This window comes from Streptosporangium carneum (assembly GCF_027922005.1).
Taxonomy (GTDB): Bacteria; Actinomycetota; Actinomycetes; order Streptosporangiales; family Streptosporangiaceae; genus Streptosporangium; species Streptosporangium carneum.
The window spans coordinates 11005-36528 of record NZ_BSEV01000044.1; the positions used below are offsets into that span (position 1 = coordinate 11005).

Below are 25524 nucleotides of genomic sequence, written 5' to 3' on the forward strand. Positions count from 1 at the left end.
CCGCTAACCGACGCCGGGGTCCGTCCGAGATCGATGGGAGGAGTCGAGCAGGGACCACACGGTCTGGGGCGTCAGCGGGGTGACGGTGATCCGGTCGGCGATCTCCGGCAGCGCGGCGGCCACCGCGTTGCCTATCGCCGCGGGCGGGCCGATGACGCCCGCCTCGCCCACTCCCTTCATGCCGCCCGGTGTGACCGGTGAGGGGGTCTGGACCAGGACGACCTCGACGGCGGGGATCTCCCGGGTGGTCGGCAGGAGATACTCGGCGAGGGGCAGGCCCTCCTCGGAGTAGGCGAGCTCCTCCGTCAACGCCATCCCGATCCCCTGGGCGACCCCGCCCCTGATCTGGCCTTCCACGATCGCCGGGTTGACCAGGGTCCCCGAGTCGCCGACCACCCAGTAGCCCTCGACCTCCACGGCCCCGGTCTCCACGTCGACGGCCACCGCCGCCGCGTGGGCTCCGTAGGCGTAGGTGTAGGCGGCGGGGTCGTGGGTCGCCCGCTCCTCCAGGCCCGGGGACATCCCCTCGGGCAGGTCCCAGCCCCGCCAGGCGGAGGCGGCGATCTCCTCCAGGGTCCGCCTCGCGCCCGGATCGCCCTTCACCCGCACGACCTCGCCCGCGACCTCCAGATCCTCAGGGGCCGCCTCCAGCTGATGGGCGGCGATGGCGACGATCCTGTCGCGGAGCCGGGCGGCGGCCTGGATCAGCGCTCCCCCGCCGACCGTGAGCGAACGGCTCGCGATGGAGCCGACCGGCGAGTACGGCGTGGCCGCGGTGTCGCCGAGCACCACCTGGACCCGCTCGAGCGGCACCCCGACCCGGTCGGCGGCGAGCTGGGCGAGCGCCGTCTCGATGCCCTGTCCGATGCCCGCGACCCCGGTGCAGACGACGACCGAGGCGTCGGGCTCCATGCGCACGACCGCGCTCTCGAACCCGCCGGCCTGGATGCCCGCCGCCTTCATCTGCGCGGACGGCCCCATGCCCGTGCTCTCCACGTGGCAGGAGAAGCCGACGCCCCGCCTGCGCCCGTCGTGCGAGGGGCGGGTTCGCGCGAGGCCGCGCAGGGCGCGCAGGGCGCCGGGGTAGTCGCCCGAGTCGTAGGACTGCCAGGTGCGGGTGGCGTAGGGCAGCTCCTCGGGACGGATCATGTTGCGCAGCCGTATCTCGACCGGGTCCACGCCCAGGCGTCGCGCCGCCTCGTCGACCAGCCGCTCGCGCGTCCAGGTCGCCTCCGGCTGCCCGAACCCCCGGTACGAGCCGGTCGGGGTGGTCGTCGTGACGGCCGCGCGCACCCGCGCCCCGGCCCGCTCGAAACGGTACGGCCCGGGCAGCATGGTCGCGGAGACCGCGATCGGCGAGATGCCGACGTTGGACGGATGCGCGCCCAGGTCGCCGAGGATGTCGCAGTGCAGGGCGACGAAGCGGCCGTCCGCGTCGAGCGCCAGCCGTCCCCGGTGGACGGCGTCGCGGGCCGGCAGGGTGGCTCCGAAGTGGTCGGTGCGCGGCTCGACCCACCTCACCGGCCTGCCGGAGCGGATCGCGGCCAGGCAGACCAGCGTCTCGTCGGGGTAGAGGTGCTCCTTTGCGCCGAACCCCCCGCCGACGTCGCATCCGATGACGCGCACCCGGTGCTGGGCGAGGCCGAGGGCCTGCGCCGCGTGGTCGCGCACGTGGTGGGGAGCCTGGGTGGAGGCCCAGATCGTCAGCGTCCCGTCCGCCCAGGACGCCACGATCCTCCTCGGCTCCATGGGGCTCGGCGCGGCCCTGCCGATTCTGAAGGTCATCTCCACGACGTGCTCCGCCCCGGCGATCAGCTCCTCGCAGTCGGTGTCGCCGATCACGAAGTCGGTGACCAGGTTCGTTCCCCACCCCGGGTACAGCAGCGGGGCGTCGTCCAGCAGGGCCCTGTCCGCCCCGACCACGGCGGGCAGCTCGTCGAACCCGACGTCGAGAAGCTCCGCCGCGTCCTGGGCCGCCTCCTCGGTCAGGGCGACGACGACGGCGAGCGGCTGGCCCGCGTAGCGGATCGTCTCCTCCAGCACCGGGTAGGAGCTCTCCGGCTGTCCCGGCGCCAGGGACACGCAGGGCAGCCTGACCCCGGCCGCGTCACCCGCGGTGATGACGTCGAGCACCCCGTGGGCCGCGCGGGCGGCTCCCGCCTCGCACCGCGTCACCCGGCCGTGCGCGAGGGGGCTGCGCACGACCACCGCGTGAGCCATGCCTGGCAGGCTGACGTCCCCGGCGAACCTCCCCCGCCCGGTCAGCAGGCGGGGGTCCTCCCTACGGGGCGTCCTGGCGCCGACATACGGACGATCATCGCTCATGGACCTGATTGTGACCGCCGCCCCATGCCCCGCCAAGAGCGCCGTGCCGTACGGCCCGCGGCGGGGCGGCCGTCCTGGGCGCGGGCGGCCGGGCCGTTCACCGGCGAGGACGCGTCCGGCGGTTACGGTCATCCGCCATGGGAGTCGGCGGATCTCCCCCATGGTGGTCGGTCAGGACACCTCCTGGCGTTGACTGACATGATCAGCCTCATTCCCCTCGCCTGGTCATCCCGTCCGCCGCGTCCCATCCGGAGGACAGCGGCCGACGACGGAGGGGCAAGCCCGTCTTGCGCGCCCCTTAGCCGGTAGACGTTCCTCGGCCATCGGCACGGGTGACGGGGTGCGCCTCGGTGGGGCGGGTGGTGTGTGCGGCGGTCCGGCTGTGATTTCAGCTCGGACCGCCACACTGGCGTCACCCAAAGAGACAGTCACTATCTGCAACTTCATTATTACGCAGAGTCATGGGACGATGAGGTGTCGGTAACTCCTCACCCAAGGAGCATCATGAACACCACGCGCACCATGCCGCACCAGTCCGCCCCGGTCGAGCGCACCATCACCGGAGCCCCGGCGAGTGGCACCGTCGGCGTTGCTCCGTCGCTCTTCCAGCAGAAGGACCCCTGGGGTCCAGGCTTTCCCTTTGCCGGTGACGACGACAACTAACCGCACACCTAACCGCACACCGTGAACCGGCCCCGTTGTTCTTCGGAGCGGCGGGGTATGCGGTGCTGCGCCGGCGTGACGTCTAGACTTCGCAGCCGTGTCAGCTGAACGAGTCGCCCGCACGCTGGTGGGCGTGCTGGCGGGCATGGCCCTCGGCGTCGTCGAGCTGGCCTTCCTCTGCCTGGCCTTGCCGATGTCCGTGACGCCGGTCACGCGGGCGGCGGCGGGGCGCATCGCGGCCGGGTTGACGGCGTTGGAGCGGGCTCGGCTGGCGGCCTGGCTCGACCACGACACGGAGCGCGCGGGCGGCTACGGCTTTCTCACCGCCCGTGCCGTGACCGGCGTGCTCGGCGGGTACGTCTGCGCCGCGACCCTGTTCCTCAGCGGCCTGTTCCTCTTCGGCGGGCTGCTGGGCCTGATGTCGGGGCCGTCGAATCCGGTGCGGCTGGAGCTTCCCGGCGTGAGGCTGGCCGTCGACGGCCGGGCGCTCGGGCTGACGGGCGGGGTGATCCTGCTGGCGCTGGCCGTGCTGGCGGTCATCGCGGTCGGCGCCGTCGACCGGCGCCTGGCGGGCCACTTCCTCGGGCCGGACAGGCAGGAGCGGATGCGCAGGCGGATCGCCGAGCTGACCGCGACCCGCTCGGGCATCGTGCGGGCCGTCGACGACGAGCGGCGCAGGATCGAGCGCGACCTGCATGACGGCGTGCAGCAGCGAGGGGTGGCGCTGGCCATGCTGCTGGGGCGCGCCCGCCACAGCTCCGACCAGGACAGGACCGCCGAGCTGCTGCGCCAGGCCTACACCGAGGCCCGCCAGCTGCTCGACGAGCTGCGCGGCGTGGCCTGGCGGATCTACCCGACCGCGCTCGACGAGCTCGGCCTGCACGCCGCCCTCGCCGGGGTCGCCGAGCGGTCGGGCGTGCCGGTGACCGTGCACTACGGGCTGGCCGAACGGCCCGTCTCCGAGATCGAGACGGCCCTGTACTTCGTGGCCCGCGAGGCGATCACCAACGCGGTCAAGCACGCGGCGGCGCATGACATCCTGGTCGTCCTGACCGAGGACGAACGGACGGTGAGCGTGGAGATCTCGGACGACGGCGAGGGTGGGGCGGACCTGTCGGGAGGGGGACTGTCCGGGCTGGCCAGGCGCGTCCTGGCGCTCGACGGGAAGTTCGCCGTCCACAGTCCGCGAGGAGGCCCGACCAGGGTCTCCGCGACACTGCCCAGGGTCGCGCCGTGCGACTGATCCTGGCCGACGACTCGGTGCTGCTGCGCGAGGGCCTCATCCGGCTGCTCGAGGACGCGGGCCACGACGTCGTCGCCGCGGTCGGCGACCCGGAAGCGCTGCTCGACGCCGTCGAACGGCACCGGCCCGACGTGGCGGTCGTCGACGTGCGCATGCCGCCGACGTACACCGACGAGGGGCTGCGCGCGGCGCTGGAGATCCGCGGGCGCCGGCCCGCTGTCGGCGTGCTCGTCCTGTCGCAGTACGTGGAGAAGACCTACGCGGCCGCGCTGCTGTCCGGGGCCACGGAAGGGCTGGGCTACCTGCTGAAGGACCGGGTCTCCGAGGTGGCCGACTTCCTCGAGTCGCTTGAGCGGGTACGGGCGGGCGGGGCGGTGTTCGACCCCGAGGTGGTCCGTCAGCTGATCGCCCGCACCACGCGCGCCGACCCGCTGAGCAGGTTGAGCCCGCGCGAGACGGAGGTGCTGCGCCTCCTGGCGCAGGGCTTCGTCAACGCCGCGATCGCCGAACGCCTGCACGTGTCGCCGAGCACCGTCGAAAAGCACGTCGCCGCCGTCCTGGACAAGCTCGACCTGCCTCGCGACCCCGGCTACAGCCGCAGGGTGCTGGCGATCCTGCGCTACCTCGACGGCTGAAGGCGGCGAGCGGGGCGCGCGACGGAAACGAGAGCTCAGGCGAGGAGAGGCCGAAGTCTTCGAACGTCCGTTTCACGGACGCTCATCTCAGGTACGTCGCGGAGCGGCGGCAATCACACGATTACCTGCCGACGCCCGCGCGTTCGTGATCTGATGACCTTCGCTCTCGGCACCACCCTCGGCGAACCGCGCTCTCTCCCTGAGGCATGCGCGCTCGCCGGACGCTCAGCCCGGCCGTTTCCGGCACCGCTCGTCCCAGCGGCGAGCGATGCCCTCACAAGTCTGGATGACGTATCCATGTCCTCGAACGTGAGTCGCCTGTACCAAGCGGTCCTCCGGGACAAGACCGCGCCGATCGCCCCCCGGCTGCGCCGTACCTTCGGAGAGTGGCTCGCCGCCAAGGGGCTTCCCGCGCCCGAGCCGGGCAGGGCGTCGCAGGAGTTCGAGTCGGACGGGGCCAGGGTCCGTGTGGAGCGCGCGGGCGACTGCGGGCGGTACATCGTGGAGGAGGAACACGGGGACGGGCTGCTCCGCACGCGGGTCGCCTACGCCGAGTGGGTGGGCGGGCCGTCTGGCTGGGTGGTCGTCACGGTCGAGGAGGACGGCGAGACCTGCGCGGGACAGGCCCCGGGTTTCGTCCAGGCGTACCTGCGGACCGCGCGGATCACCGACGGGGCCGTCCACCTCACCGACACCGCCGACGAGATCGACGAGGACGACGTCCACCGGCTGATCTCCGCGCTCTCCGAACGCAGGCGCCGCGTCCCGGTGGCCGTGGTCTCGGTCGACCCGCAGGATCCGCAGGCGGCCAGGACGAGGGCCGACTACCTGGCGGGCATGACCGCCGGAGCCGGGGTGGTCGTGCGTTTCGCCGACATGCGCGCCCAGCGGCGTTTCAACGAGGCGATGGGGGCCGAGCTGGGCGTGTTCGGCGGGGGGATCCGCACCTATCTCGCGCCGTTCGACCCCGGCAACGAGAGCTACCCCTACCGGCATCGCCCGATGGGCGGCGGGATGATCCGCAAACAGGGCAGGCAGGCCCTCGACCTGGCGGCGGACGGCATCGTCGGGGAGACCGCCAGACGCGCCTTCCCCGACGACGTGCAGCGCGCCTACCGGGTCGTCTCGAGAGTCCTGGTGGGCAAGGCCGGCTCCGGCGATCTCGCCGAGGCGATGACGCCGACGCCCGCGCCGCCCGCCGGTTCCGAGCGGGAGGGACTGCGCCGCTGGATGATGGCGATGACCGCCCGCCCGGAGACCACGGCCGTCGGAGCCGAACAGCCCGCCGCCGCCCCCGAGGCGGCGCAGGAGCCCTCCGCCCCCGAGCCCGATCCCGCCGCGCAGCGGCCCCCTCTGCCCACGCCCTCGGACGCCTCCCCGGGTATGGCCCTGGACATGGGCGAACTCGCGCAGACGGTCGCCGGGGTCGTGGCCAGGGAGTTACGGGGAGAGCTCGACGCGGCGCTCGGTCTGGCGGCGTCCTCCGCGGAGGGCGGCCCGGGGTCGGGGAACGGGGAGATCCTGCGCCAGATGCGCACTCTCTCCGCTCATGTCGAGGGGTTGCGCGACCTCGTCGTCGTGCGGCAGCACGGCGACCAGCTGCTCGCCGAGGCGGAGGACGAAAGCGACCGGCTGGCCGGTGAGATGGACCGGCTCCACGCCGAGCACGAGATCCTCCAGCAGGAGTACGCGGAGGCCGTCGCGGGCGCCCGCAAGCTCCAGGAACGGGTCCGCTGGCTGGAGGCGAGACTGGCCAGGGCCGGTCAGCCCGCCTTCGGGCTGACCTCGAAGGAACCCGTCTTCGAGCCGACGAGTCTCATGGACGCCCTGAACATGGCCAGGGAGACGCTCGCCCACGTGGAGATCGGCGACACCGACACCGAGGCCGCCAGGCTCGATCTCACCTATCCCACGCTCGCCAGGGCGTGGGCCTCGAAGACCTGGGACGCCCTGCGCGCCCTGGACGCCTTCGCGCGGGCCAGGTCGTCCGGCGAGTTCGCGGGCGGCTTCTTCGACTGGTGCAGGAGCCCCGCCAGGCTCACGATCCCCGCGGGCATGGTCGCCATGAGCGAGTCCAGGACCGTGAACACCAACGGCAAGTACAGCATGAGGCGGACCTTCGCCGTCCCCGAGGAGGTGCATCCTTCGGGAAAGGTGATGATGGAGGCACACATCAAGATCCGTAAAGGCGGCTGTCCCGCCCCCAGGATCCACTTTCACGACGACTCAGGCGGCTGTACCGGCAAGATCTGGATCGGCCACGTCGGCGACCACCTGCCCAACACCCACACCAACTGACCCTCCGCCCAGATCCGGGTGGTGCGCGAAGCGGCACGCCCCGTCCTTGCAGATCTCGCCCATGGGCCGCCGGCCGCGCCCGCCTACCGCCCCTGACGCCGCGGCGACCGAACGCACGGGAAACGACGGCCTCTCCTCAGGAGATCGACTCGGGTGGGGTGAGCGTTCCCCGGGTGAGGCCCTGGGTCAGTGCGTTCACCGTCAGGTGGCCGGACGCGCTGAGCTCCCGGAGCGCGGCCTCGAAGGCGAAGGCCTGCCGGAAGACGTCGCCGTACCGTTTCTGCTCCCGCGGCGACAGGCGTGGCACCTGGGCGCGGCGCGGATCGAAGCGCGTCGCGCCCGACTGCGTGCCGACCGTCGCGGCGGAGGACAGACCGCGGATGAACCCCGCGAGGAAGAACGGGTCGAGCCGGGCGGGGTCCGGCCTGAGCAGGGTGAGCCGGGGGCCGAGCAGCAGGCCGGGAGTCTCGACGACCAGGGTCGCCAGGGTGTTCCCCCGGGCGGCGACGACCACGTCTCCGGGCTCGGCGGTGATCCGGCCCTCGGGCCGGGTGCGTGTCTCCGCCGGTTCTCCGTCGAACACCTGCCGATCGGTCAGCACGGGATCGCCCACACCGTCGATCTCGAACCGCCCGGCCTGCTGGACGGCCAGCGCTCCGACCCGTTCCAGCTCCGCCAGACCGACCGTCGGCAGCTCCCGGCCCGCCCCCGGCACGGCCTCGGGGACCAGGGTGGAGAGCCGTCCGAACTGCCCGATCAGGCGCTCGCGGAGGAGGACGTAGGTGTCCGCTGGAACCTCGTCTCTCACCCCCAGGTGGCGGGCAGGGGTGACGTCGACGTCCTCGTCGACCAGGTCGATGATCGGGACCGTACGGCTCTCGCCGGGCCGGTCGAGGTCCCGCTCCGGGTCCGCCCGGAACTCGTGCCAACGCTCGACGATCGCGTCGACGTCGCCGGGGTCGGCCTCGGCCATCAGCACACGGGACGGGGTGCGGTGGTCGCCCGACGGCTTGCGGAGCACCCAGACGTGCACGGGAAGCCCGGTGCCCGAGGCCACCTTCGGGGGGAGGCCGATGACGGCCTGGAGCGTCCCGCTCCGCAGGAGGTTGCTGCGGATGCGGCGGCCTGAGCGGCGGTTGGCCGCCGTCGCGGGCATGAGCAGCACCGCGATCCCGCCCGGTTCGAGGTGGGCGAGCGCGTGCTGGACCCAGGCGAGTTCGGACTCCGCCTTGGGCGGCAGACCGTACTCCCAGCGTGGATCGCTCGTCAGCTCGTCGTATCCCCAGTTGCGCTCGTTGAACGGCGGATGGCACACGACGGCGTCGACGGTCAGGCCGGGCCAGGCGTCCTCACGCAGGGAGTCGCCCGTCCTGACCGTGCCGCCCGCCGCGCTCAACGCCAGGCGCGACTGCGCCAGCCTGGCGAGGGAGTCCTCCTGCTCCTGGCCGTAGAGGTGTTCCACGTCGCTCAGCGCGGCGAGCAGCATTCCGAGCCCGCAGGCCGGGTCGAGAACCGATCGGACGTCCGGCCCCGCCAGCCGCGCCATGAGGTCGGCGACCTCGGCCGGCGTCTCGGCCAGCCTGCGGGAGTGGACGTCGGCGTAGCGGTCAAGCAGGAACCGGACGGCCTGGGCCTCCCCCTCCTCCCGCGCGTATCCCCTGACGAGCTTCCACACGGAGGCGGGGAGCGTCCGGGGCTTTCCGCCCCGGTGCAGGAGCTCGGTGGCCTCGGCGACGCTCTCGCCGAGGCGGAGGTCGTCGGATGCCGCGCGGATCTGCTGCCAGACCCGCTCCCGCAGCGGCAGCTCCGCCACCTTGCCCTGCTCCAGCAGCCACGCCTCGACGGCCTCGAGGGAGAACGCCGGGCTGGTCGCCGTGCCTCCCACGGGCTCGGGGAAGTCCTCGTGCCGCTTGCGCCAGTTGCTCACCGCCGCGCGTCCGACGCCCGCCATCCGCGCGATGTCGGCCGCGGTGACGGTCGCCTCGTCTCCTGCCATCGTCGGTCCCTGCGCTCCCCGTCCCAGAACGGACTCTCCACCACCTCGGACAGAGGTCATGTGGACGTCAACGTATCCCACGACTTGACTGTGCGGCGACCGCCGACACCGAACGCGTGAATCCCGTTCACGACCACGGCTGACGTCCGGCCGGAGATCGGCAGCCGAGGAGGACCGGTCACGGTCTCGAACGCCCTGCTGATGTCGGCGGCCCTGCCGCCCCGAAGGCCCCGGGATCACCCCGAGACCGCGAGAGCGCCCTCGACCGTCAGTGCGCGACGAGGCGCGGCCGTCTGCCGTCCCTGGTTCGCACGGTGTCCGTTCGCGGGGCGGTTTCGCCCCCGTGCTCCGGCCGAGTCGGAGACAGCACAACGGGTAGGACCATTGAGGTGATCACGTTGTCACCTGGTCAGGGGTTGCCACAGCTCGCCGAGCTCGCTCTGGCGTTGCTGCTGTCGGCCGTGATCGGCCTGGAGCGTGAGGCGCGCAACAAGAGCGCCGGGCTGCGCACCCACACGCTCGTGGGCCTGGGGGCGGCGCTGTTCATGCTGGTCAGCAAGTACGGCTTCAGCGACGTGCCCGGCGCCCACGTCTCTCTCGACCCGTCCCGGGTGGCCGCGCAGATCGTCTCGGGCATCGGGTTCATCGGGGGCGGCCTGATCTTCGTCCGCCGCGACGCCGTACGGGGGCTGACGACGGCCGCGGTCGTGTGGGTCACGGCGGCGGTCGGGATGGCCTGTGGCGGAGGGCTGCCGGTGCTCGCCGTGGCCGTGACCGCCTTGCACTTCGTGACCGTCTTCGGGATCAACGCCCTGGGCCGCAGGCTGCCGCTGTCCCGGCATCCGCCGACCCAGGTGCGGGTGGTCTACTGGGACGGCACCGGCGCGCTGCGCCAGATCCTGGTCGAGTGCACCCGTCGGGACTTCGTGGTCGCCGAGGTCTCGGTCGAACGCGGGATGTCCGAAACGGCCGAGCCCGGCCGTGACCGCGGCGCCCGTCGCGACCACCGCGATCTCGAAGTGCGACGTCCACGGCGCACGGTGGCGGTGACGCTCGTCGTGGAGGGCAAGGGGTCGATCGCCGATCTCACCGCCGCGCTCGGCGAGATGCCCGACGTCCTCAGCGTCGGCTCCCAGGAGGGCGGTCTGAGCACCGACTGAGCCTTCCGCCCCGGACGCGCAGCTCGTACAGCCCGCCCTCCTGATCGGACGTCCCGCTGGACGGATCATCGCCGCTGTCGACTTCCTGCGCCGAAACGTCCAGCCCGGGTTGCGCTCGGCCCGCGGAACGGCACGATGCGGAGGCGTGAACGACAACGACCTTCTCAACGACCGCAGGTTCGTCATGGTCAGCTCGACGGCGAGCGCGGTTGACCCGGACGGGCCGACCGAGTTCGCCTATCGGGAGTCCGGCGGGATCATCTGGGGCGACTACACCGGCGACACCGTGGTCCACGGGCGCTTCCTCGGCACCCGGGACGCCGACCGGATCGAGCTGACCTACGTGCACCTGCTCAAGAACGGCGACCGCGCGGGCGGGCAGAGCACCAGCCGCATCGAGACGCTTCCCGACGGGCGGCTGCGCCTGGTCGAGGAGTTCCAGTTCGCCGGAGACGACAGGGTGCACGTGAGCGTGTGCTCCGAGGTCGACTGACGTCTGAGGGACGACGCCGAGGTCCTCTCACACCTCGGGCCCCTCGACGTTCCGCGGCTCGCGCCCGGTGCCGCCACAGGCGTTCACCGGGTCACGCGCCGTTCACCGGCGCCGATCGGGGCGGCGTCAGAGGTCCCGTTGAAGCTGGGCGCGGCCCTCGGCGGCGCCGACGAAGCGCATCTTGCCCAGGGGGACCTCGCCGCCCGCCGGATCGGGGGCCGGGCGGCGGGTGGACCAGGCCGGGTTTCGGTCGCTCGGCAGGACATACGGTCGTTTGAGGACCTCGTCCAGGATGAAGACGGTCTCGGTGGCCTTGACCGCGGGGATGTTGGCCAGCCGTTCGGTCACCATGGTGTGCACGGCGGCCACGTCGGTCATGCGTACCTGGATCATGGCGTCGTGCTGGCCCGTGGTGATCGCGCAGTACTCGACCTCGGGCATCTGGGCGAGCTGGGCGCGGAACTGGCGCCACATCTGCTGCCTGACCGTGACGAAGATCAGCGCGGTGATGCCGAGACCTGCGCGGACGTGGTCGATCTCGGCGGTGAAGCGTTTGATCGCGCCGTCGGCGCGCAGCGCCTCGAACCGGGTGTAGGCGTTCGCCCTGGAGATGCCGACGCGCTCGGCGAGCGCCGCCACGGAGATCCTGCCGTTCTCCCTGAGGACCTCCAGAATTTTCAGGTGTGTCGCGTCGAGTTCGAGGCCGATGCCGATCCGTCCAGCCTGACCGCCCTCATGGGCCGAGTTCCTTGACGTTTCGGTCATGATCATACCCCTCAGGTCAGATTTGTCTCAGTTTAGCGCCATGAACTGGACTTTCTGCCGGATAATCCTGGACGATCGGCGACCAAACGTCCACAAGGCCCATTTTCGGAGGACACAAAAATGGCGATCCGTTCCCGGCGTCCCGGGGCGAAGGCAGCACTGCTGCCGGTGCTGCTCACCGGCGCCCTCGCCCTTGCTGCCTGCTCCAGCGGCGGCTCGTCCACCCCGGCGTCACAGGGTGGCGGCACCGCCGCCAAGACGCTCGTGATCGACACGTCCTTCAACCTCAAGACGGCCGACCCGGGACGAACCTACGAGCCGACCGGCCTGATCGTCGGCAAGGCCGCCTACGACACCCTGCTGACGTTCGACGGCTCCGACGTCACCAAGCCGGTGCCCTCCCTGGCGGAGTCGTTCGAACTGTCCGAGGACGGCAAGACGCTGACCCTCAAGCTCCGCAAGGGCCCCACGTTCGCCGACGGCTCCCCCGTCACCGCCGACGACGTCGTCTTCTCGCTCGACCGCGTCCGCGACATGAAGGGCACGCCGTCCTTCCTGCTCGACGGGGTGAAGGTCGCCAAGACCGACGACTCGACGATCACCCTGACGTCGAAGAACGCCAACCCGGCGCTGCCGTACATCCTGCCCAACCCCGCGCTGGGCATCCTCAACTCCAAGGTCGCCAAGGAGCACGGCGCGACCACGGACTCCGGCGACAAGGCCGAGCAGTACCTCAACTCGGCCTCGGCGGGCTCGGGTCCGTACACGATCGAGTCGGTGAACATCAGCAGCCAGGTCGTGCTCAAGGCCAACGCCAAGTACTGGGGCCCGAGCAAGCCGGTCTACGACAAGGTCGTGATCCGCAACGTCGAGTCCGCGACGCAGAAGCTCAACGTCTCGCGCGGCGACAGCCAGGTGGCGCTGGACCTGTCCGGTGACCAGGCCGCCGGCCTGCCGGGGAACCTGCAGGTCAAGAAGACGCCGTCGGCCAACGTGGTCTTCCTGTTCGCCAACCGGGACTCCTCGGTCAGCAAGGTCAGCTCCAACCCCAAGTTCGCCGAGGCCATCCGCAAGGGCGTCGACTACACGGGCCTGCTGGAGCTGGCGGGCGAGGGCTCGGTGCAGGCGCCGGGCGTCATCCCCTCGATGTTCCTGGGCGCGCTGCCCGCCGACCAGGCGGCCAAGCGCGACGTCGAGGGCGCCAAGGCCGCGCTCAAGGAGAGCGGCGTGACCGACCCGAAGGTCAAGCTGGAGTACCCCAGCGAGCTGACCCTCAACGGCCTGTCCCTGCAGACGATCGCCGAGCGGATCCAGGCCAACCTCAAGGAGGTCGGCATCACCGTCGAGCTGACCCCCGCACCGGTCACCACGGCGCTGGACAACTACCGCAACGGCAAGGAGGAGCTGGGCCTGTGGTGGTGGGGTCCCGACTACCCCGACCCCAGTGACTACCTGGTGTTCCTGCCGGGCAAGACCGTGGGTCTGCGGGCCGGTTGGAAGGCGGGCGCGGACAAGGAGCTGGAGGCGGCCGGTGACAAGGCGGCCGCCGCGCTCGGCGACGACGCCCGCAAGCAGGCCTACGTGGACGTCCAGACGAAGCTGAACGCCTCGAGCCCGTTCATCCCGCTCATCCAGCCGAGCCAGAACATCGTGACGGCCGCGTCCGTCACCGGCCTGGAGTTCCACCCGGTCTGGACCGTCGATGTCGCCGACCTCGGTGCCAAGTAAGGATCCCGAGGCGGGCGGGAACCCGAAGGCCGTCCAGGACCGCGAGGGCACCGGGACGGCCTCGGCCCCGAAGGCCGCCGGTACGGCCCCGCCTCGCGCGGGCCGTACCGGCGGCCGGAGCCCGCTGGCGCGCTTCCTGATCCGCAGGGTGCTCACCGCGCTGCTGCTCGCCGTGGGCATCACGCTGGTCACCTTCGTCCTGACGAACCTGGTCCCCGGCGACCCCGTCGCGGCCAACCTCGGCCAGCGTGCCCTCGGAGACCCGACGATCGTCGCGCAGTGGAAGGCCGAGCACGGCCTGGACAAGCCGCTCCCCCAGCAGTACCTGCTGCACCTTCAGGGCGTGCTCCAGGGTGATCTGGGCACCAGCCAGCAGAGCCACCGACCGGTGCGCGACGACCTGGCGGAGGCCGTTCCGGCCACACTGGAGCTGGCGGGCGTCGCGATCCTGATCTCCCTGGTGGCGGGCGTGGCGTTCGGCGTGATCGCGGCGCTGCGCCGCGACCGGCTCTCCGACCACCTGCTGCGGATCCTCAGCCTGGTCGGCATCTCGGTGCCGACGTTCTGGCTGGCCCTGACGGCCTTCTACATCTTCTTCTACCGCCTGCAGATCACCCCGGGCAGCGGCCGCATCGACCCGGGGATGAGCCCGCCGCCCCAGGTCACGGGCCTGTACACGATCGACGCCGCGCTGGCGGGCCAGTGGGACGTCTTCGCCTCGGCGATCGGCCACCTGGCCACTCCCGCGCTGGTGCTGGCCCTGTACACGATCGGCCTGCTCACCCGGTTCACCAGGTCGGCGGTGCTGGAGGTGCTGGGCCAGGACTACGTGCGCGCCGCGCGGGCCAAGGGCCTGCCCGGCAGGGTGATCCTGTTCCGCTACGTGCTGCGCTCGGCCCTGGTGCCGATCATCACGGTCGCGGGCCTCGCCTTCGGCAGCCTGCTGTCCGGCACCGTGCTCGTCGAGGCGATCTTCGCCTGGCCGGGCGTCGGGCAGTACGCCTTCAAGAGCGCGACCAGCCTCGACCTGCCCGCCGTGATGGGCGTCGGCCTGGTCGTCGGCGCGGTCTACCTCGTCATCAACCTGATCGTCGACGTGCTGTACGGCGTCATCGACCCCCGAGTGAGACTGTCGTGAAACTCCCCCAAGCCTGGCGGCAGCCGCTGGCGATCGTCGGCGGAGTGGTGGCGCTCGCCTGGATCGTGATCGCGCTGGCCGCCCCGCTGCTGGCGCCGCACGACCCGCTCGCCCAGGACCTGCCCCGCCTGGCCTCGCCCGGGCCCGGTCACTGGTTCGGCACCGACCAGCTGGGCCGGGACATCCTGAGCAGGGTCATGTACGGCGCGCGCCTGTCGATCCCGCTGACGGTGCTGCTGGTCGCGCTCTCGGTGCTGGTCGGCGGCCTGCTCGGCGCCTGTGCCGGATACTTCGGCAAGTGGGCCGATGAGACGATCATGCGGTTCGCCGACCTCGTCTTCGCCTTCCCCACCGTGATCCTGGCCATGGTCGTGGCCGCCGCGCTGGGCGCGAGCCTGGCCAACGCGGTGCTCGCCGTGCTCGTCGTCGCCTGGCCCGCCTACGCCCGGGTGACCCGGGGCCTGGTGCTGGGCGTGCGCGAGCGCGAGTTCGTGATCAGCGGGCGGCTGCTCGGCTTCTCCGCCTGGCGTTCGCTCCGCGTCGACGTGCTGCCGAACATCACCGGCCCGATCCTGGTGCTCGCGACCCTCGACATCGGCACCGCGCTGCTGCTGCTGTCCGGCCTGTCCTTCCTCGGGCTCGGCGCCAAACCGCCCTCGCCCGAGTGGGGCGCCATGGTCTCGGCGGGCGTGGAGGTCTTCGACAGCTGGTGGGTGGCGACCTTCCCGGGCCTGGCCATCCTGAGCGTCGTCCTGGCCTTCAACTTCCTCGGCGACACGCTGCGCGACGCGCTCGACCCCCGCACGGCCCGCGCCATCAAGGAGCGTGCGCTTTGACCCTCTCCATCTCCGACCTGAAGGTCACCCTCGGCGGCAGGGAGATCCTGCGGGGCGTCGACCTCGACCTGCGCCCTGGCCGCGTGCACGGCCTGGCGGGCGAGAGCGGCTCCGGCAAGACGATGACCGGCCTGGCCGTGCTCGGCCTGCTCCCCCACGGGGCCCGGGCCACGGGACGCATCGCCCTCGGCGAGCGCGACCTGCTGGGCATGTCCGCCAAGGAGCTCAACACGGTGCGCGGCGGCGAGGTCGCCATGGTCTTCCAGGATCCGGCGACCAGCATGCACCCCATGCTGACGATCGGCCGCCAGCTCACCGAGCACATGCGCCACCACCTGGGCCTGGACAGGAAACAGGCCAGGGCCAGAGCTGTCGAACTGCTGGGCCAGGTGCGCATTCCCGGCCCGGAGGCGGCGATCGACCGCTACCCGCACCAGTTCTCCGGAGGCATGCGCCAGCGCATCGCGATCGCGATCGCGCTGGCCTGCTCGCCCAAGGTGCTCATCGCCGACGAGCCGACGACCGCCCTCGACGTGACCGTCCAGGCCGGGGTGCTGCGGCTGCTGCGCGGCCTGTGCGACGACCTGGGGCTGGCCGTGCTGCTCGTCACCCACGACCTCGGCGTGATGTCGGCGGTCGCCGACGAGGTGAGCGTGATGAAGGAGGGCCTGGTCGTCGAGACGGGCCCGCGCGGCCAGGTGCTGCGCGACCCCCTGCACCCCTACACCCGCGCCCTGCTGGACTCGCTGCCCGGGGAGACCGCATGACAGACAGCACGACCACGACAGCGCCCGTGACGGAGCGCGCCACGCTGCTGAGCGTCGACGACCTGGTCGTCGAGCACCGTACTCCGGGCCGCCCGCTGGTCCGCGCCGTGGCCGGGGCCAGCCTGACCGTCGCGGCGGGCGAGGTCGTCGGCCTCGTCGGGGAGTCCGGATGCGGCAAGTCGACGCTGGCCCGCGCGGTGTGCGGGCTCAACCGCGCCGCGTCGGGGACGATCACCTTCGGCGGGCACCCGGTGACCCCGCTGGGGCTGCGCCGCAGGGACAGGGCGCTGTCGGGGATCCAGATGGTCTTCCAGGACCCCTACTCGTCGCTGAACCCCCGGCGCAAGGTCGGAGCGCAGATCGCCGACGGCCTGCGCACCGCGGGCGACACGACGACCTCCCCTGCCGACCTGCTGGAACGGGTCGGGCTGCCCCGCGACTTCGCGGGACGGCACCCGCACGAGTTCTCCGGTGGACAGCGGCAGCGGATCGCGATCGCCAGGGCGCTCGCGGCCCGCCCGTCCCTGCTGATCGGCGACGAGCCCATCTCCGCGCTCGACGCCTCGGCCCAGGCGCAGGTGGCCAGGCTGATGCGGGACCTGGCGGTCGATTCGGGCGCGGGCCTGCTGTTCATCAGCCACGACCTGTCGGTGGTACGGCTGATCGCCGACCGGATCGCGGTGATGTACCTCGGGAAGATCGTGGAGATCGGCCGTACCGAGGAGGTCTGGACCGACCCCCGCCACCCGTACACCCGTGCCCTGCTGGGCGCCATCCCCGCGCCGGACGGGGCCGGCGTGCTGCCCGCCGAGCTGCCGGGAGACGTCCCCGACCCGGCCGACCCGCCTCAGGGGTGCCGGTTCCACCCGCGCTGCCCCGTGGCGATGGACGTCTGCCGGGAGCGGGAGCCAGACTTCGGCCCGGTCGCCTGCTGGCTGCACGAGCCCGCGTGATCGACGCATGATCGACGAGGTGCGGCTCAGGATGGCCGAGGAGGGGATCGACGCCCTGGTGCTGCGTCCCTCCCCCGACTTCCGTTACCTGGGCGGGGAGGGCGAGGGCTACCTCGTCGTGACCCACGACCGTCTGCCCGCCGTCGCCACGGGGCCGCTGGAGGCGGCGGCGCTCGTCCCCGCCTCGGCGCGCCGCGTCGGCGTGGACTCCGAGATGCGGGCCTGGGAGCTGTTCTCGCTGCGGGTGGAGGCCGAGGTCGTGCTGGCGTCCACCGTACTGGCCCCGCTCAGACTGCGCAGGCGGCCCGAGGAGGTGGCCTCGACCGAACGCGCGGCCGCGGCGGCGGAGGCGGTCCTGCTCATGGCCCGTGAGCTGGCGTGGTTCGGGACCACCGAGCGCGCGATGGCGCGCAGGCTGTGGGCCATGATGGTCGAGACGGGGTGCGAGGAGGTGCTGTCGGTCGTCGTCGCGGCGGGCGAGCACAGCGCCGTCGCGCGGCACGTGCCGTGCGACCGCGTGATCAATCCGGGCGACGCGCTGCTGGTCTCGGTCTGCGGCAGGTGGGGCGGCTACTGCTCTGAGGTGGCCCGCGTGTTCGCGGTCGCCGAGCCGCCCGAGGACTTCGAGGCGATGTACTCCGTCGTCCTCGCCGCGCAGCGCGCCGCCCTCGACGCGCTGCGGCCCGGCGTGACCGCGGCGGAGGTCGGCAGGGTCGCGCGGGAGGTGATCGAGGGCAGCGGCTACGGCAACTACGCCGGACGTCGCCCGGGGCGCGGCGTCGGCCTCGGCCACGACGAGGGGCCCTGGCTCGTCCCCGGCGACGAGACCGTGCTGGCCCCCGGCATGACGGTGTGCCTCGAACCGTCGATCTATCTGCCCGAGTTGTTCGGCGCGAGGGTGGCCGACATCGCGGTCTGCGCCCCCCACGGAGGCCTCCGTCTCAGCACGAGCCTGCAGACCCTCCACGTCATCGACCACTGACCCCGCGGATCCCCCGGCCGGAACAGCGCTCCGGCCGGGGTCTCCCGGTGTGACAGACCGCGCCCGCGAACCGGCCTCACGGCCCGACCGACCCACGAGCGAAAACAGACCAGACATCCCTTTTTATTAGTTTCAGGCCATTTATTCATAATAGAGATATATGGCCTCTTACAAACGGGGAATACGGTTTCGGTGCCACTCGACACACCACCGCGAAGCGGTCATCATGACGCTGGAATCCGCGAGACGGCGAGTTTTCTTCTGAGAGCCCCTCCGGATTCACGCGCCCTTCCCCTGTTCGCACGCTCCCTCCCCGTGCCCACAGCCACCGCTCCGCTCCGCTCCGCTCCAGAACAGGTGCCCTCCCACCGGCGGCAACCAGTCAGCACAGGACCGCAACTCTGTGACGAGAAAGGAGAAAAGCATGGCGCTGAAGCCGATCAGAGCACTGTTCATGACACTTCTTCTCACGACAAGCATGTTCTTCGGTGTCACTGGAACCGCTGAGGCTCACGACCAGATGCCGTGCCACTGGGAGGTGGTCGGTGACCGCTCCTACTGCGACAACCATGTCACGCAGCCCGGCGACCCCGTGTCCGACCAGTGCTTCGGGCCGCACAACGGCGAGTACGCGAAGTACACGGCCGAGTTCAACGACGGTTCGCTGAACATCGGCTACATCCAGCTCCTGTACAACGGGAAGGACGCATGCCGGACCGTCGCCGCCGTCATCGTCATGAACGGCGGGATCCCGGCGGGATCCAACTGCTACGTGAAGGTGGAACGCACCTCCGACGGACAGGCTTACCGAGTCGGCGCGTCTCCGAACGGCGCCGCCTTCACCGCCTCTCTCTACGACGCCGACGTCGAATCCTACGCGTGGGGTTATTGCAAGTGGGGCTCCAACGGCCCTGCGTACACCGCCCAGACCGGCAGGTGGCTCACCTGATCGCCCGGCGGGCCGACCGACGTCGGCCGGGGCTCACACCCGCGGATCGGGAGACAGCGACCGGACGCCCCTGAAAGAGCCGGCGGCCGGGTGCGCGCAAGCCCCGCACGCCATGGGGACTGCGCCGTCACCGGCCGCCCGGCTGGGCGAGGGCCCGGGGAGGGGGCTGGGAGGGGGCGGGGAGCAGGCCGTCGACGAGGGCGCGCAGGCCCTGGCGGTAGGTGTCCTCGGCGGTGAGGGCGGCCCACCGTCCGGCGAGTGACGCCAGGTGCGGCAGGGTCTCCGGGTCCAGGTCGGCGAAGACCTGTTCGCGGTGGGTCGGCCGGTCGTCGGCGGCGGCGCGGCGGCGTCCGGCGGACGCCCTGACGATGATCTCCCCCGCGGTGTAGTACCAGATGGCCCGGTAGGCGTGGACGGCCCGCTCGGGGGTGAGCCCGCAGGCGACGGCCGCGCCGACGATGTTCTCCGCGTACCAGAGCCCGGAGGTCGACAGGAGGTCGTCGGCGACGAGGACCTCGACGATCCAGGGACATCCGGCGAGCGCGTCGTGCATCGCCAGTGCGGCGGCGGTGACCCGCTCGCGAGGGTCCTCCGGCAGGGCGGGACGCGCCATCGCCCCGGCGTACTCGTCCAGGAGCAGGAGCAGCAGCTCCTCCTTGTCCTTGACGTGGTGGTAGAGCGCCATCGGCGTGCTGCCGACCTCCTTGGCCAGCCGCCGCATCGTGAGGCCGCCCACCCCGTCGCCCTCGATGACCCTGCGTGCGGCGTCCAGGATCTCGCCGCGGGATATCCGGGGCGGTCTGCCCGTACGGGGACGTCGCGGAACCGGCTGTGCCATGCCCCCATCATCGCCCACCCCGCCTGTGAAAAACGCCGCGCCGTTGACGTCCGGAGGCCGCTGAGACTAGTTTTATACATGTACAAAAACTTGACGGCCCGTCCTGGGCCGCTGTTGGCGGCGGTGGCCGTCGCGCAGTTCATCGCGGCGCTCGACATGTCGGTCGTGAACGTCGCGCTGCCCGCGATCCGCACCGGACTCGGTTTCGGCCAGGCGGAGCTGCAGTGGGTCGTCCACGCCTACGCGCTGACCTTCGGCGGTTTCCTGCTGCTCGGCGGCCGGATGTCCGACCTGTACGGCAGGCGCAGTACGCGGGATGGCGCTGGGCGACGCTGGTCAACGTGCCCTTCGTGGCCGTCGCGCTCGCCATGGCAGCCGTGCCCGCCGACCCGTCCCGCGCCCACCGCGGCAGACCCGACCTGCTCGGCGCGGCGCTCGGGACCTGTGGCACGAGTCTGCTGGTCCTCGGCGTCGTCCGCACCGACCAGTACGGCTGGGCCTCGGCGACCACACTGGGCACGCTGACGGCGTCGGTGGCGCTGCTGGCCGCGTTCGTCGCGGTGGAGGCCGGGAAGACCAGGGCCGCAGAGACGCCGCTGATCCGGCTGGGGCTGCTGGCCAGCCGTTCCGTGGCCGGGGCCAACCTCTTCATCTTCCTGGCGGGGGCGGGCATGTTCTCCGCCTTCTACTTCGTCTCCCTCTACATGCAGGGAGTGTTGCGCATGAGCGCCTATGCCACGGCGCGGCGTTCCTGCCCTTCGCCCTGGGCACGATCGCGGGAGCGGCGATCGCCACCGGGGCCTCGGCCCGGCACGCTCCACGCGCCCTGCTGGTTCCCGGCGGTTCGCTCGCCGCGATCGGCTTCGGGTGGTTCAGCCTCATCAGCCCCTCGGGAAGCTTCGCCGCCGACGTCCTCGGACCTTCGCTGGTCACCAGCGTCGGCCTGGGCATGTGCTTCGCCCCACTCGCGGCCGCGGGCACGGCGGGCGTCGCCGCCCACGAGGCGGGCATGGCCTCCGGCCTGCTCAACAGCGCCAGGCAACTCGGCGGCTCCGTCGGCCTGGCGGTGCTCACGACCGTCGCGGCGCACCGCGCCGGGGAAACACCGCCCCCGGGGCCCTCACCGGCGGCTACTCCCTCGGCCTGGCCCTGTCCGGCCTCCTGCTGGCCACGGCGGTGGTCGTCGCCCTGACGGTGCTGCCCTCGAAGCGCCACCGGGCCGACGCAGGAGACCCCTTCCCCTCGCCCCGGCCGGGAGAAGGGCTCACGACACCCGCAGGAACCGGCGCAGACACCATCGCCTCGCCCCACCCGGCGAGCGTCGCCTCACAGGAAGGGATCACCTCATGACCGTCCCCCGCGGAGGCCCGCGCCTCGGCACGAGTCTCCACCCCCTCCGCGTCGTCGACCGCTGACGGGGACGCGGCCTCATCCCCGCGGTGTCCCTCCCTCCGCCCCTCACCGCGGCACGTCCCCGCCGGAGTCCTCGGGCCCGTCCCGTTGTTCAGAGTTTTGTTCATCGACAAACACCCCGACACCGAACAACGTCGTCCCCTGTACGAACGGGGGGCACGTCCAAGACGCCGCGTCCAGGAAAGGGCCGACCACGCCCACGCCGCGCGGGCGTCTCGGGATCCACGTCCGGAAGGGGAAACCACATGCGCGTTCGCACTCTGGCCGCGGTCGCCGCGGCCACCGCCCTGTTCGGTGTCGCCCTGCCCGCCGAAGCCGCCTCGGTCAGCGACCAGCCCTTCGCGGAACAGGCCAGAAGCGCGAAGCTGACGACCGCACAGACCACCGCGCTGCAATCGAAGGTCGACGGCTATCTGAAGAAGGTCGGAGGAGAACAGGTCGCGCTCAACGAGATCGGTTTCCCGGGCGGGAGACTACGGGTCGCCCTCCCCGGGGAGGCGCACCCGAGGGACTTCTCCTCCGGCGACGGCACGCAGTTCGTCACGAACCCCTGCTCGGTCATGAACAACGGGTGGTTCTGCTCCTTCCCCCAGCCGGGATTCCAGGGGGACGACCTGTCGTGGTACACCTGCGGGACCTACAACATGCCCTGGGTCGGCAACGGGTCGTGGATGAACAACCAGACCGTGGGCACCCAGGCGCGGTTCTACAACAACGCCGGGAACCTGCACGACACCACGCCGGGCGCCTACAGCTCCAGCCTCACCTACAGCTGGACCCCCGTGTTCAAGGTCAAGCCCTGCTAGAGCCGCGTGCCCGCCGGCGGGCTTCGCCGCCGGCGCGCCGCCGGGTGCCTGCCGGAACGGTCAGGGGGCCACGCGGCCGTTGGCCACGAAGGCCGCGTGGGTCAGGGGCATGAGGGCCGACCAGGCGGCCTCCATCTTCTCGGCGACCATCTCGATCTCCCGCTGCGGGAACGAGGGCACCCTGGCCTGTTCGTTCTTGGTGCGCAGCGACAGGAAGTGCATCAGCGAGCGGGCGTTGCACGTGGCGTACATCGAGGAGAACAGGCCGACGGGCAGCACGGCCCTGGCCACCTCACGGGCGACGCCGGCCTCCAGCATCTCCTGGTAGGCGGCGTAGGACTGCCGGTACGACGCCTCCATGGCCTCGGTGACGATCTTGTGCTGCTCCTCGGTGCCCTCGACGAAGACGTACTTGCCGGGACGCCCCTCCTGCACCAGCTTCCGCTCGGCCCCGGGAACGTAGAAATCGGGCTGAAGCTCCCTATAACGCCCGCTCTCCTCGTTGTAAGACCAGCCGACCCTGTGGCGGTGGAACTCACGGAAGACGAAGATCGGAGCCTTGACCAGGAAGGTCATCGAGTTGTGCTCGAAGGGGCTGCCGTGGCGGTCGCGCATCAGATAGTTGATCAACCCCTTGGACCGCTCGGGGTCCTTGTGGATCTCCTCGATGGACTGCTCTCCGGCGGTCGACACCCGGGCCGCCCAGAGCACGTCGGAGTCCGAGGCGCTGTGCTTGACCAGCTCGACGCTGACGTCGTCGAGGAAACGGGGCTGACTGTCGTCCACGGGCAGAACCTTCCGTGTCGGGGATCGGGCGCCGTCAAGCCTATCGCCGTCCCCCCGCGCCGCTTCGCGCGACATGGCGGGGGCGGCGCCTCGGCGGGAGCGTCGGGCTATTGTCTGATCCCGTCGGAGTCTTCGGACGGGGAGGGCGAGCGTGCCCGGCGGGTTGAGCGAGGACGAACTGGGCGCGTACTGCGCCGAGGCGCTGGCGGAGCACGGCTGCCCGTCGGTCTCGGTCGCGGTGGCCGAGCGAGGCGAGGTGGTCCTCTCCGGGGCGTACGGACTGGCTGACGTCTCCACCGGACGTCCGGCCACGCCCGGCACGGCGTACGGCCTGGGATCCGTCACCAAGCCCGTCACGGCGACCGCCGTCTGTCTCGCGGCCGACGAAGGCCTGCTGGATCTCGACGCGCCCGTGCCGGGCGACTTCCGGTGGACCGCGCCGACGGCGCGGCAGCTGCTGCGGCACCGGGGCGGTTTGCGGGCGCACTACGACTGGGACTACGGCGGCGGCCGGCGGGTGGTCGACGCGGACCGTTACGCGGTGCCGTGCCGGGAGCCGGGCGGCGTCTTCGAGTACGCCAACCTCGGCTACCGGCTCCTGGGCCGTCTGCTGGAGGCCGTCACGGGGCAGGAGCTGGGCGCGTTCGTCCGGGAGCGGGTGTTCGAGCCGCTCGGGCTCACGGGCTGCCATGTCGGACGGACCTACCCCGGCCCGGCGCCGTCGGCGGTTCGCCACACGGTCGACGGCCGGGCGTATCCGGACTATGGCTGCAGCCATCCCGGCGCCACCCTCGGCTGGGCTCCCGCCGGGGAGCTCGCGCTCTTCGCGCAGTCGTACGACCGCCTGCTGAGGCCGGACACGGCGGCCGCCGTACGGGACGCGTCGCCGATCAACGAGCATGTGGGGTACGGGCTCGGCTGGAGCGTGTCGGCCGGCGGCGGACCCGTGGTGCAAAGTCACGGCGGCGGCGGGGGCGGAGTGGCGGCGATGGTGGTCGCCGTGCCCGAACGGCGGCTCTCGGTGGCCGTGCTGTCCAACTCCACGAACAAGGCGGCTCGCGACGCGATCGTCCACCACGTCCTGGGCGCGTTGGTCCCCGGGCACACACCCGAGCGGATCACCCCGGTGATCCATGACCCGGCGCGCCCGATGGACCTGCCGGAAGGCGACTGGTCGGGCCGGATCTGCACTCCGGAGGGAGAGGTGCCCATCGAGCTACGGGTGCTGGCCGGCCGCCGGGTCGAGCTGCGGATGGACGGCGGGAGCGCCGTCCGCCCTGCCGACGCGTCGCGGGCGTGGGACCTGCGGGCGACCTTCCCCCTGCAGTTGCCGACCGCCGACGCCCGGATCAACAGCCCTGCCCTGGGGCTGGTCCTCCGTCTGGAGAAGGGGCTGCTGACCGGTGTGGCCTACGCCTGCAAGGACGGCGACGGCGAAGGCTGGCTCGGCAACTTCCTCAGCCACTCCTGCGAGCTCCGGTCGCGCTGACGGCTCGGCCGCGCGTCGCCGCCCTAGAGGTGGTAGATGCGGCGGGCGTTCCCCGAGCCGATCATGTGGGCGACCCGCGCCGCGTCGGGGACGCTCCACTCGCCCGCCGCCAGCCGTACGGCGAGCGCCCCCGCCAGGCCCCGGCGGTAGTACAGCGCGCCCAGGTAGCAGGTCTCCGCCACGCCGTGGCCGTCGGAGCCGAACAGCTGCTTGTGGAACGGGACGAGCTCGAGCAGTTCGCCGACGACCGCGGCGGCTCCGGCGGCCGTGTGGGCGGGCACGAGGCCGACGTCCACGTAGACGTGCGGGAAGACGGTGGCGAGGTGGGCCGCCTGGCGATGGAACGGATGGCAGTGCATCAGGACGAGGGGCACGCCGATCGGTTGCGTCGCCCTGATGAAGCCGGTCATCAGGGTCGGGTCGGCGCGGTGCGGGTCGAGGCCGGGCGCGCCGTACCCGGTGTGGAACTGCAGCGGCAGGCTGCGTTCCCTGGCCACGTCGACGACCGCCCAGAGCAGGTGACGCAGCAGCACGGGATCGGCGAGCCGGTCCTGAGGGTCGGCCAGACGCCGGTTGGCGGCCGCGATCACCGCTCCCCTGCTCGGTCTGGCCGGGTCGAAGTCCAGGCCGTGCGGGTGGGCGACGACCGAGGTGAAGCCGACGGCGCGGGCCGCCTTCGCGGCGAGGTTGTCGTTGAGGTCGGAGATGTAGGAGACACCTGAGGCGGTGGAGGCCGCGACGGCCTGCTCGACCTGTTCGGTCCTGACGATCTCGTCGGCCGCCGCGCCGCCGAGGCGGCCCATCTCGGCCGCCGAGAGCAGGCAGGAGCCGTTGATTCCGGTGTCGACGAGAAACGCCACGATCCCCGCCTCCCGCAGCAGCCGCCGGTTCACCTCGGCGGCGCCGAGTTCCGCCCTGCGCGCCAGGTAGACGGCGGGAGGCACGTGCGGGTCCAGGCCGAGAAGCGGCGCGCACCAGCGGCGCACCGCGAGGCCCGCGGGGGTGTCGAAGTGGGTGGTGCCGGGCGGCGCGGGAAGATCGGCTTCGGTGATCAGCGTCTCGAACAGGGCCCGCGTCAGGTCGTCGCGACGCACCCCGTGGCAGTGGTGGTCGACCAGCGGGGCCAGCACGGCCTCCCGCACCGCGTCGGGCAGCTCGACGGGGAGCGCGTCACCCGCTCTCATGCCGTCTCCTCCCAGGGCCGTCGCGACGACGGGCGGACCGGCACCGCCGGTCCGCCCGCGACCTCACACCAGGAGCA

Annotated in this window: 23 protein-coding genes; 17 read left to right on the top strand and 6 right to left on the bottom strand. The window is 71.8% G+C overall.

What is annotated here, in order from left to right:
- Positions 1–3 precede the first annotated feature (3 nt).
- Positions 4–2325: a xanthine dehydrogenase family protein molybdopterin-binding subunit gene (locus PKF00_RS42155; RefSeq protein ID WP_271223396.1), complete on the bottom strand. Its 2322-nt coding sequence runs from the start codon at positions 2323–2325 to the stop codon at positions 4–6.
- 504 nt (positions 2326–2829) lie between these two features.
- Between PKF00_RS42155 and PKF00_RS42160 the strand changes: the two genes are divergently transcribed.
- The 4 genes from PKF00_RS42160 to PKF00_RS42175 all read left to right on the top strand — a co-directional run bounded on the left by PKF00_RS42160 (position 2830) and on the right by PKF00_RS42175 (position 7164).
- Positions 2830–2988 carry an anacyclamide/piricyclamide family prenylated cyclic peptide gene (locus PKF00_RS42160; RefSeq protein ID WP_271223397.1) on the top strand — a complete coding sequence of 53 codons (159 nt, stop codon included), beginning with the start codon at positions 2830–2832 and terminating at the stop codon, positions 2986–2988.
- A 97-nt stretch (positions 2989–3085) separates the two neighbouring features.
- Positions 3086–4231, top strand: a complete 1146-nt coding sequence (locus tag PKF00_RS42165; protein WP_271223398.1) for a sensor histidine kinase — start codon at positions 3086–3088, stop codon at positions 4229–4231.
- On the top strand, positions 4222–4866 hold the full coding sequence (locus PKF00_RS42170) for a response regulator transcription factor (protein ID WP_271223399.1): 645 nt from the start codon (positions 4222–4224) through the stop codon (positions 4864–4866). Before PKF00_RS42165 ends, PKF00_RS42170 begins: the two co-directional genes overlap by 10 nt.
- A gap of 297 nt (positions 4867–5163) precedes the next feature.
- Positions 5164–7164 (top strand): hypothetical protein, encoded by a 2001-nt coding sequence (locus PKF00_RS42175; RefSeq protein ID WP_271223400.1) that lies wholly within the window; start codon positions 5164–5166, stop codon positions 7162–7164.
- A 136-nt stretch (positions 7165–7300) separates the two neighbouring features.
- On the opposite strand, the gene PKF00_RS42180 is transcribed toward PKF00_RS42175, so the two are convergent.
- Positions 7301–9160 carry an N-6 DNA methylase gene (locus tag PKF00_RS42180; protein WP_271223401.1) on the bottom strand — a complete coding sequence of 620 codons (1860 nt, stop codon included), beginning with the start codon at positions 9158–9160 and terminating at the stop codon, positions 7301–7303.
- Between the two features lie 389 nt (positions 9161–9549).
- Between PKF00_RS42180 and PKF00_RS42185 the strand changes: the two genes are divergently transcribed.
- The gene (locus PKF00_RS42185) at positions 9550–10320 is read left to right on the top strand and encodes an MgtC/SapB family protein (protein ID WP_271223402.1); all 771 of its coding nucleotides are present in this window, start codon (positions 9550–9552) and stop codon (positions 10318–10320) included.
- A gap of 145 nt (positions 10321–10465) precedes the next feature.
- Positions 10466–10813 carry an avidin-fold protein gene (locus PKF00_RS42190; protein WP_271223403.1) on the top strand — a complete coding sequence of 116 codons (348 nt, stop codon included), beginning with the start codon at positions 10466–10468 and terminating at the stop codon, positions 10811–10813.
- Between the two features lie 126 nt (positions 10814–10939).
- Here the strand turns inward: PKF00_RS42190 and PKF00_RS42195 are convergent, their stop codons facing one another.
- Positions 10940–11578, bottom strand: a complete 639-nt coding sequence (locus tag PKF00_RS42195; RefSeq protein ID WP_271223404.1) for an Lrp/AsnC family transcriptional regulator — start codon at positions 11576–11578, stop codon at positions 10940–10942.
- A 120-nt stretch (positions 11579–11698) separates the two neighbouring features.
- Here PKF00_RS42195 and PKF00_RS42200 point away from each other — a divergent pair, with 120 nt between their 5' ends.
- The 7 genes from PKF00_RS42200 (at position 11699) to PKF00_RS42230 (ending at position 18931) form a co-directional block, all read left to right on the top strand.
- Positions 11699–13306, top strand: coding sequence for an ABC transporter substrate-binding protein (locus tag PKF00_RS42200; RefSeq protein ID WP_271223405.1), 1608 nt, complete (start codon positions 11699–11701; stop codon positions 13304–13306).
- On the top strand, positions 13281–14444 hold the full coding sequence (locus PKF00_RS42205) for an ABC transporter permease (RefSeq protein WP_271223406.1): 1164 nt from the start codon (positions 13281–13283) through the stop codon (positions 14442–14444). The genes PKF00_RS42200 and PKF00_RS42205 overlap by 26 nt, the downstream gene beginning before the upstream one ends.
- Positions 14441–15280, top strand: a complete 840-nt coding sequence (locus PKF00_RS42210; protein ID WP_271223407.1) for an ABC transporter permease — start codon at positions 14441–14443, stop codon at positions 15278–15280. The genes PKF00_RS42205 and PKF00_RS42210 overlap by 4 nt, the downstream gene beginning before the upstream one ends.
- Positions 15277–16047 (top strand): ABC transporter ATP-binding protein, encoded by a 771-nt coding sequence (locus tag PKF00_RS42215; protein ID WP_271223408.1) that lies wholly within the window; start codon positions 15277–15279, stop codon positions 16045–16047. The genes PKF00_RS42210 and PKF00_RS42215 overlap by 4 nt, the downstream gene beginning before the upstream one ends.
- Complete coding sequence (locus PKF00_RS42220; protein WP_271223409.1) at positions 16044–17000, top strand: ABC transporter ATP-binding protein; 957 nt, start codon at positions 16044–16046, stop codon at positions 16998–17000. The genes PKF00_RS42215 and PKF00_RS42220 overlap by 4 nt, the downstream gene beginning before the upstream one ends.
- Before the next feature lie 7 nt (positions 17001–17007).
- On the top strand, positions 17008–17982 hold the full coding sequence (locus PKF00_RS42225) for a M24 family metallopeptidase (protein ID WP_271223410.1): 975 nt from the start codon (positions 17008–17010) through the stop codon (positions 17980–17982).
- Positions 17983–18406: 424 nt separating this feature from the next.
- Entirely contained in the window at positions 18407–18931 is a 525-nt protein-coding gene (locus tag PKF00_RS42230; protein WP_271223411.1) for a hypothetical protein, read from the top strand.
- A gap of 127 nt (positions 18932–19058) precedes the next feature.
- Here PKF00_RS42230 and PKF00_RS42235 read toward each other — a convergent pair whose 3' ends face one another.
- The gene (locus PKF00_RS42235) at positions 19059–19769 is read right to left on the bottom strand and encodes a TetR/AcrR family transcriptional regulator (protein ID WP_271223412.1); all 711 of its coding nucleotides are present in this window, start codon (positions 19767–19769) and stop codon (positions 19059–19061) included.
- Positions 19770–19847: 78 nt separating this feature from the next.
- Here PKF00_RS42235 and PKF00_RS42240 point away from each other — a divergent pair, with 78 nt between their 5' ends.
- From PKF00_RS42240 to PKF00_RS42250, 3 genes are all read left to right on the top strand, one after another.
- Positions 19848–20294 (top strand): MFS transporter, encoded by a 447-nt coding sequence (locus tag PKF00_RS42240; protein ID WP_271223413.1) that lies wholly within the window; start codon positions 19848–19850, stop codon positions 20292–20294.
- Between the two features lie 424 nt (positions 20295–20718).
- A complete protein-coding gene (locus tag PKF00_RS42245; RefSeq protein WP_271223414.1) occupies positions 20719–20961 on the top strand; it encodes a hypothetical protein in 243 nt (80 codons plus the stop codon).
- 466 nt (positions 20962–21427) lie between these two features.
- Positions 21428–21988 carry a hypothetical protein gene (locus PKF00_RS42250; protein WP_271223415.1) on the top strand — a complete coding sequence of 187 codons (561 nt, stop codon included), beginning with the start codon at positions 21428–21430 and terminating at the stop codon, positions 21986–21988.
- A gap of 60 nt (positions 21989–22048) precedes the next feature.
- Here the strand turns inward: PKF00_RS42250 and thyX are convergent, their stop codons facing one another.
- Positions 22049–22774 (bottom strand): FAD-dependent thymidylate synthase, encoded by a 726-nt coding sequence (gene thyX / locus PKF00_RS42255; RefSeq protein ID WP_271223416.1) that lies wholly within the window; start codon positions 22772–22774, stop codon positions 22049–22051.
- A 151-nt stretch (positions 22775–22925) separates the two neighbouring features.
- On the opposite strand from thyX, the gene PKF00_RS42260 reads away from it, so the two are divergent.
- On the top strand, positions 22926–24263 hold the full coding sequence (locus PKF00_RS42260; protein ID WP_271223417.1) for a serine hydrolase domain-containing protein: 1338 nt from the start codon (positions 22926–22928) through the stop codon (positions 24261–24263).
- 23 nt (positions 24264–24286) lie between these two features.
- On the opposite strand, the gene PKF00_RS42265 is transcribed toward PKF00_RS42260, so the two are convergent.
- Entirely contained in the window at positions 24287–25447 is a 1161-nt protein-coding gene (locus PKF00_RS42265; protein ID WP_271223418.1) for an amidohydrolase family protein, read from the bottom strand.
- Positions 25448–25524 lie beyond the last annotated feature (77 nt).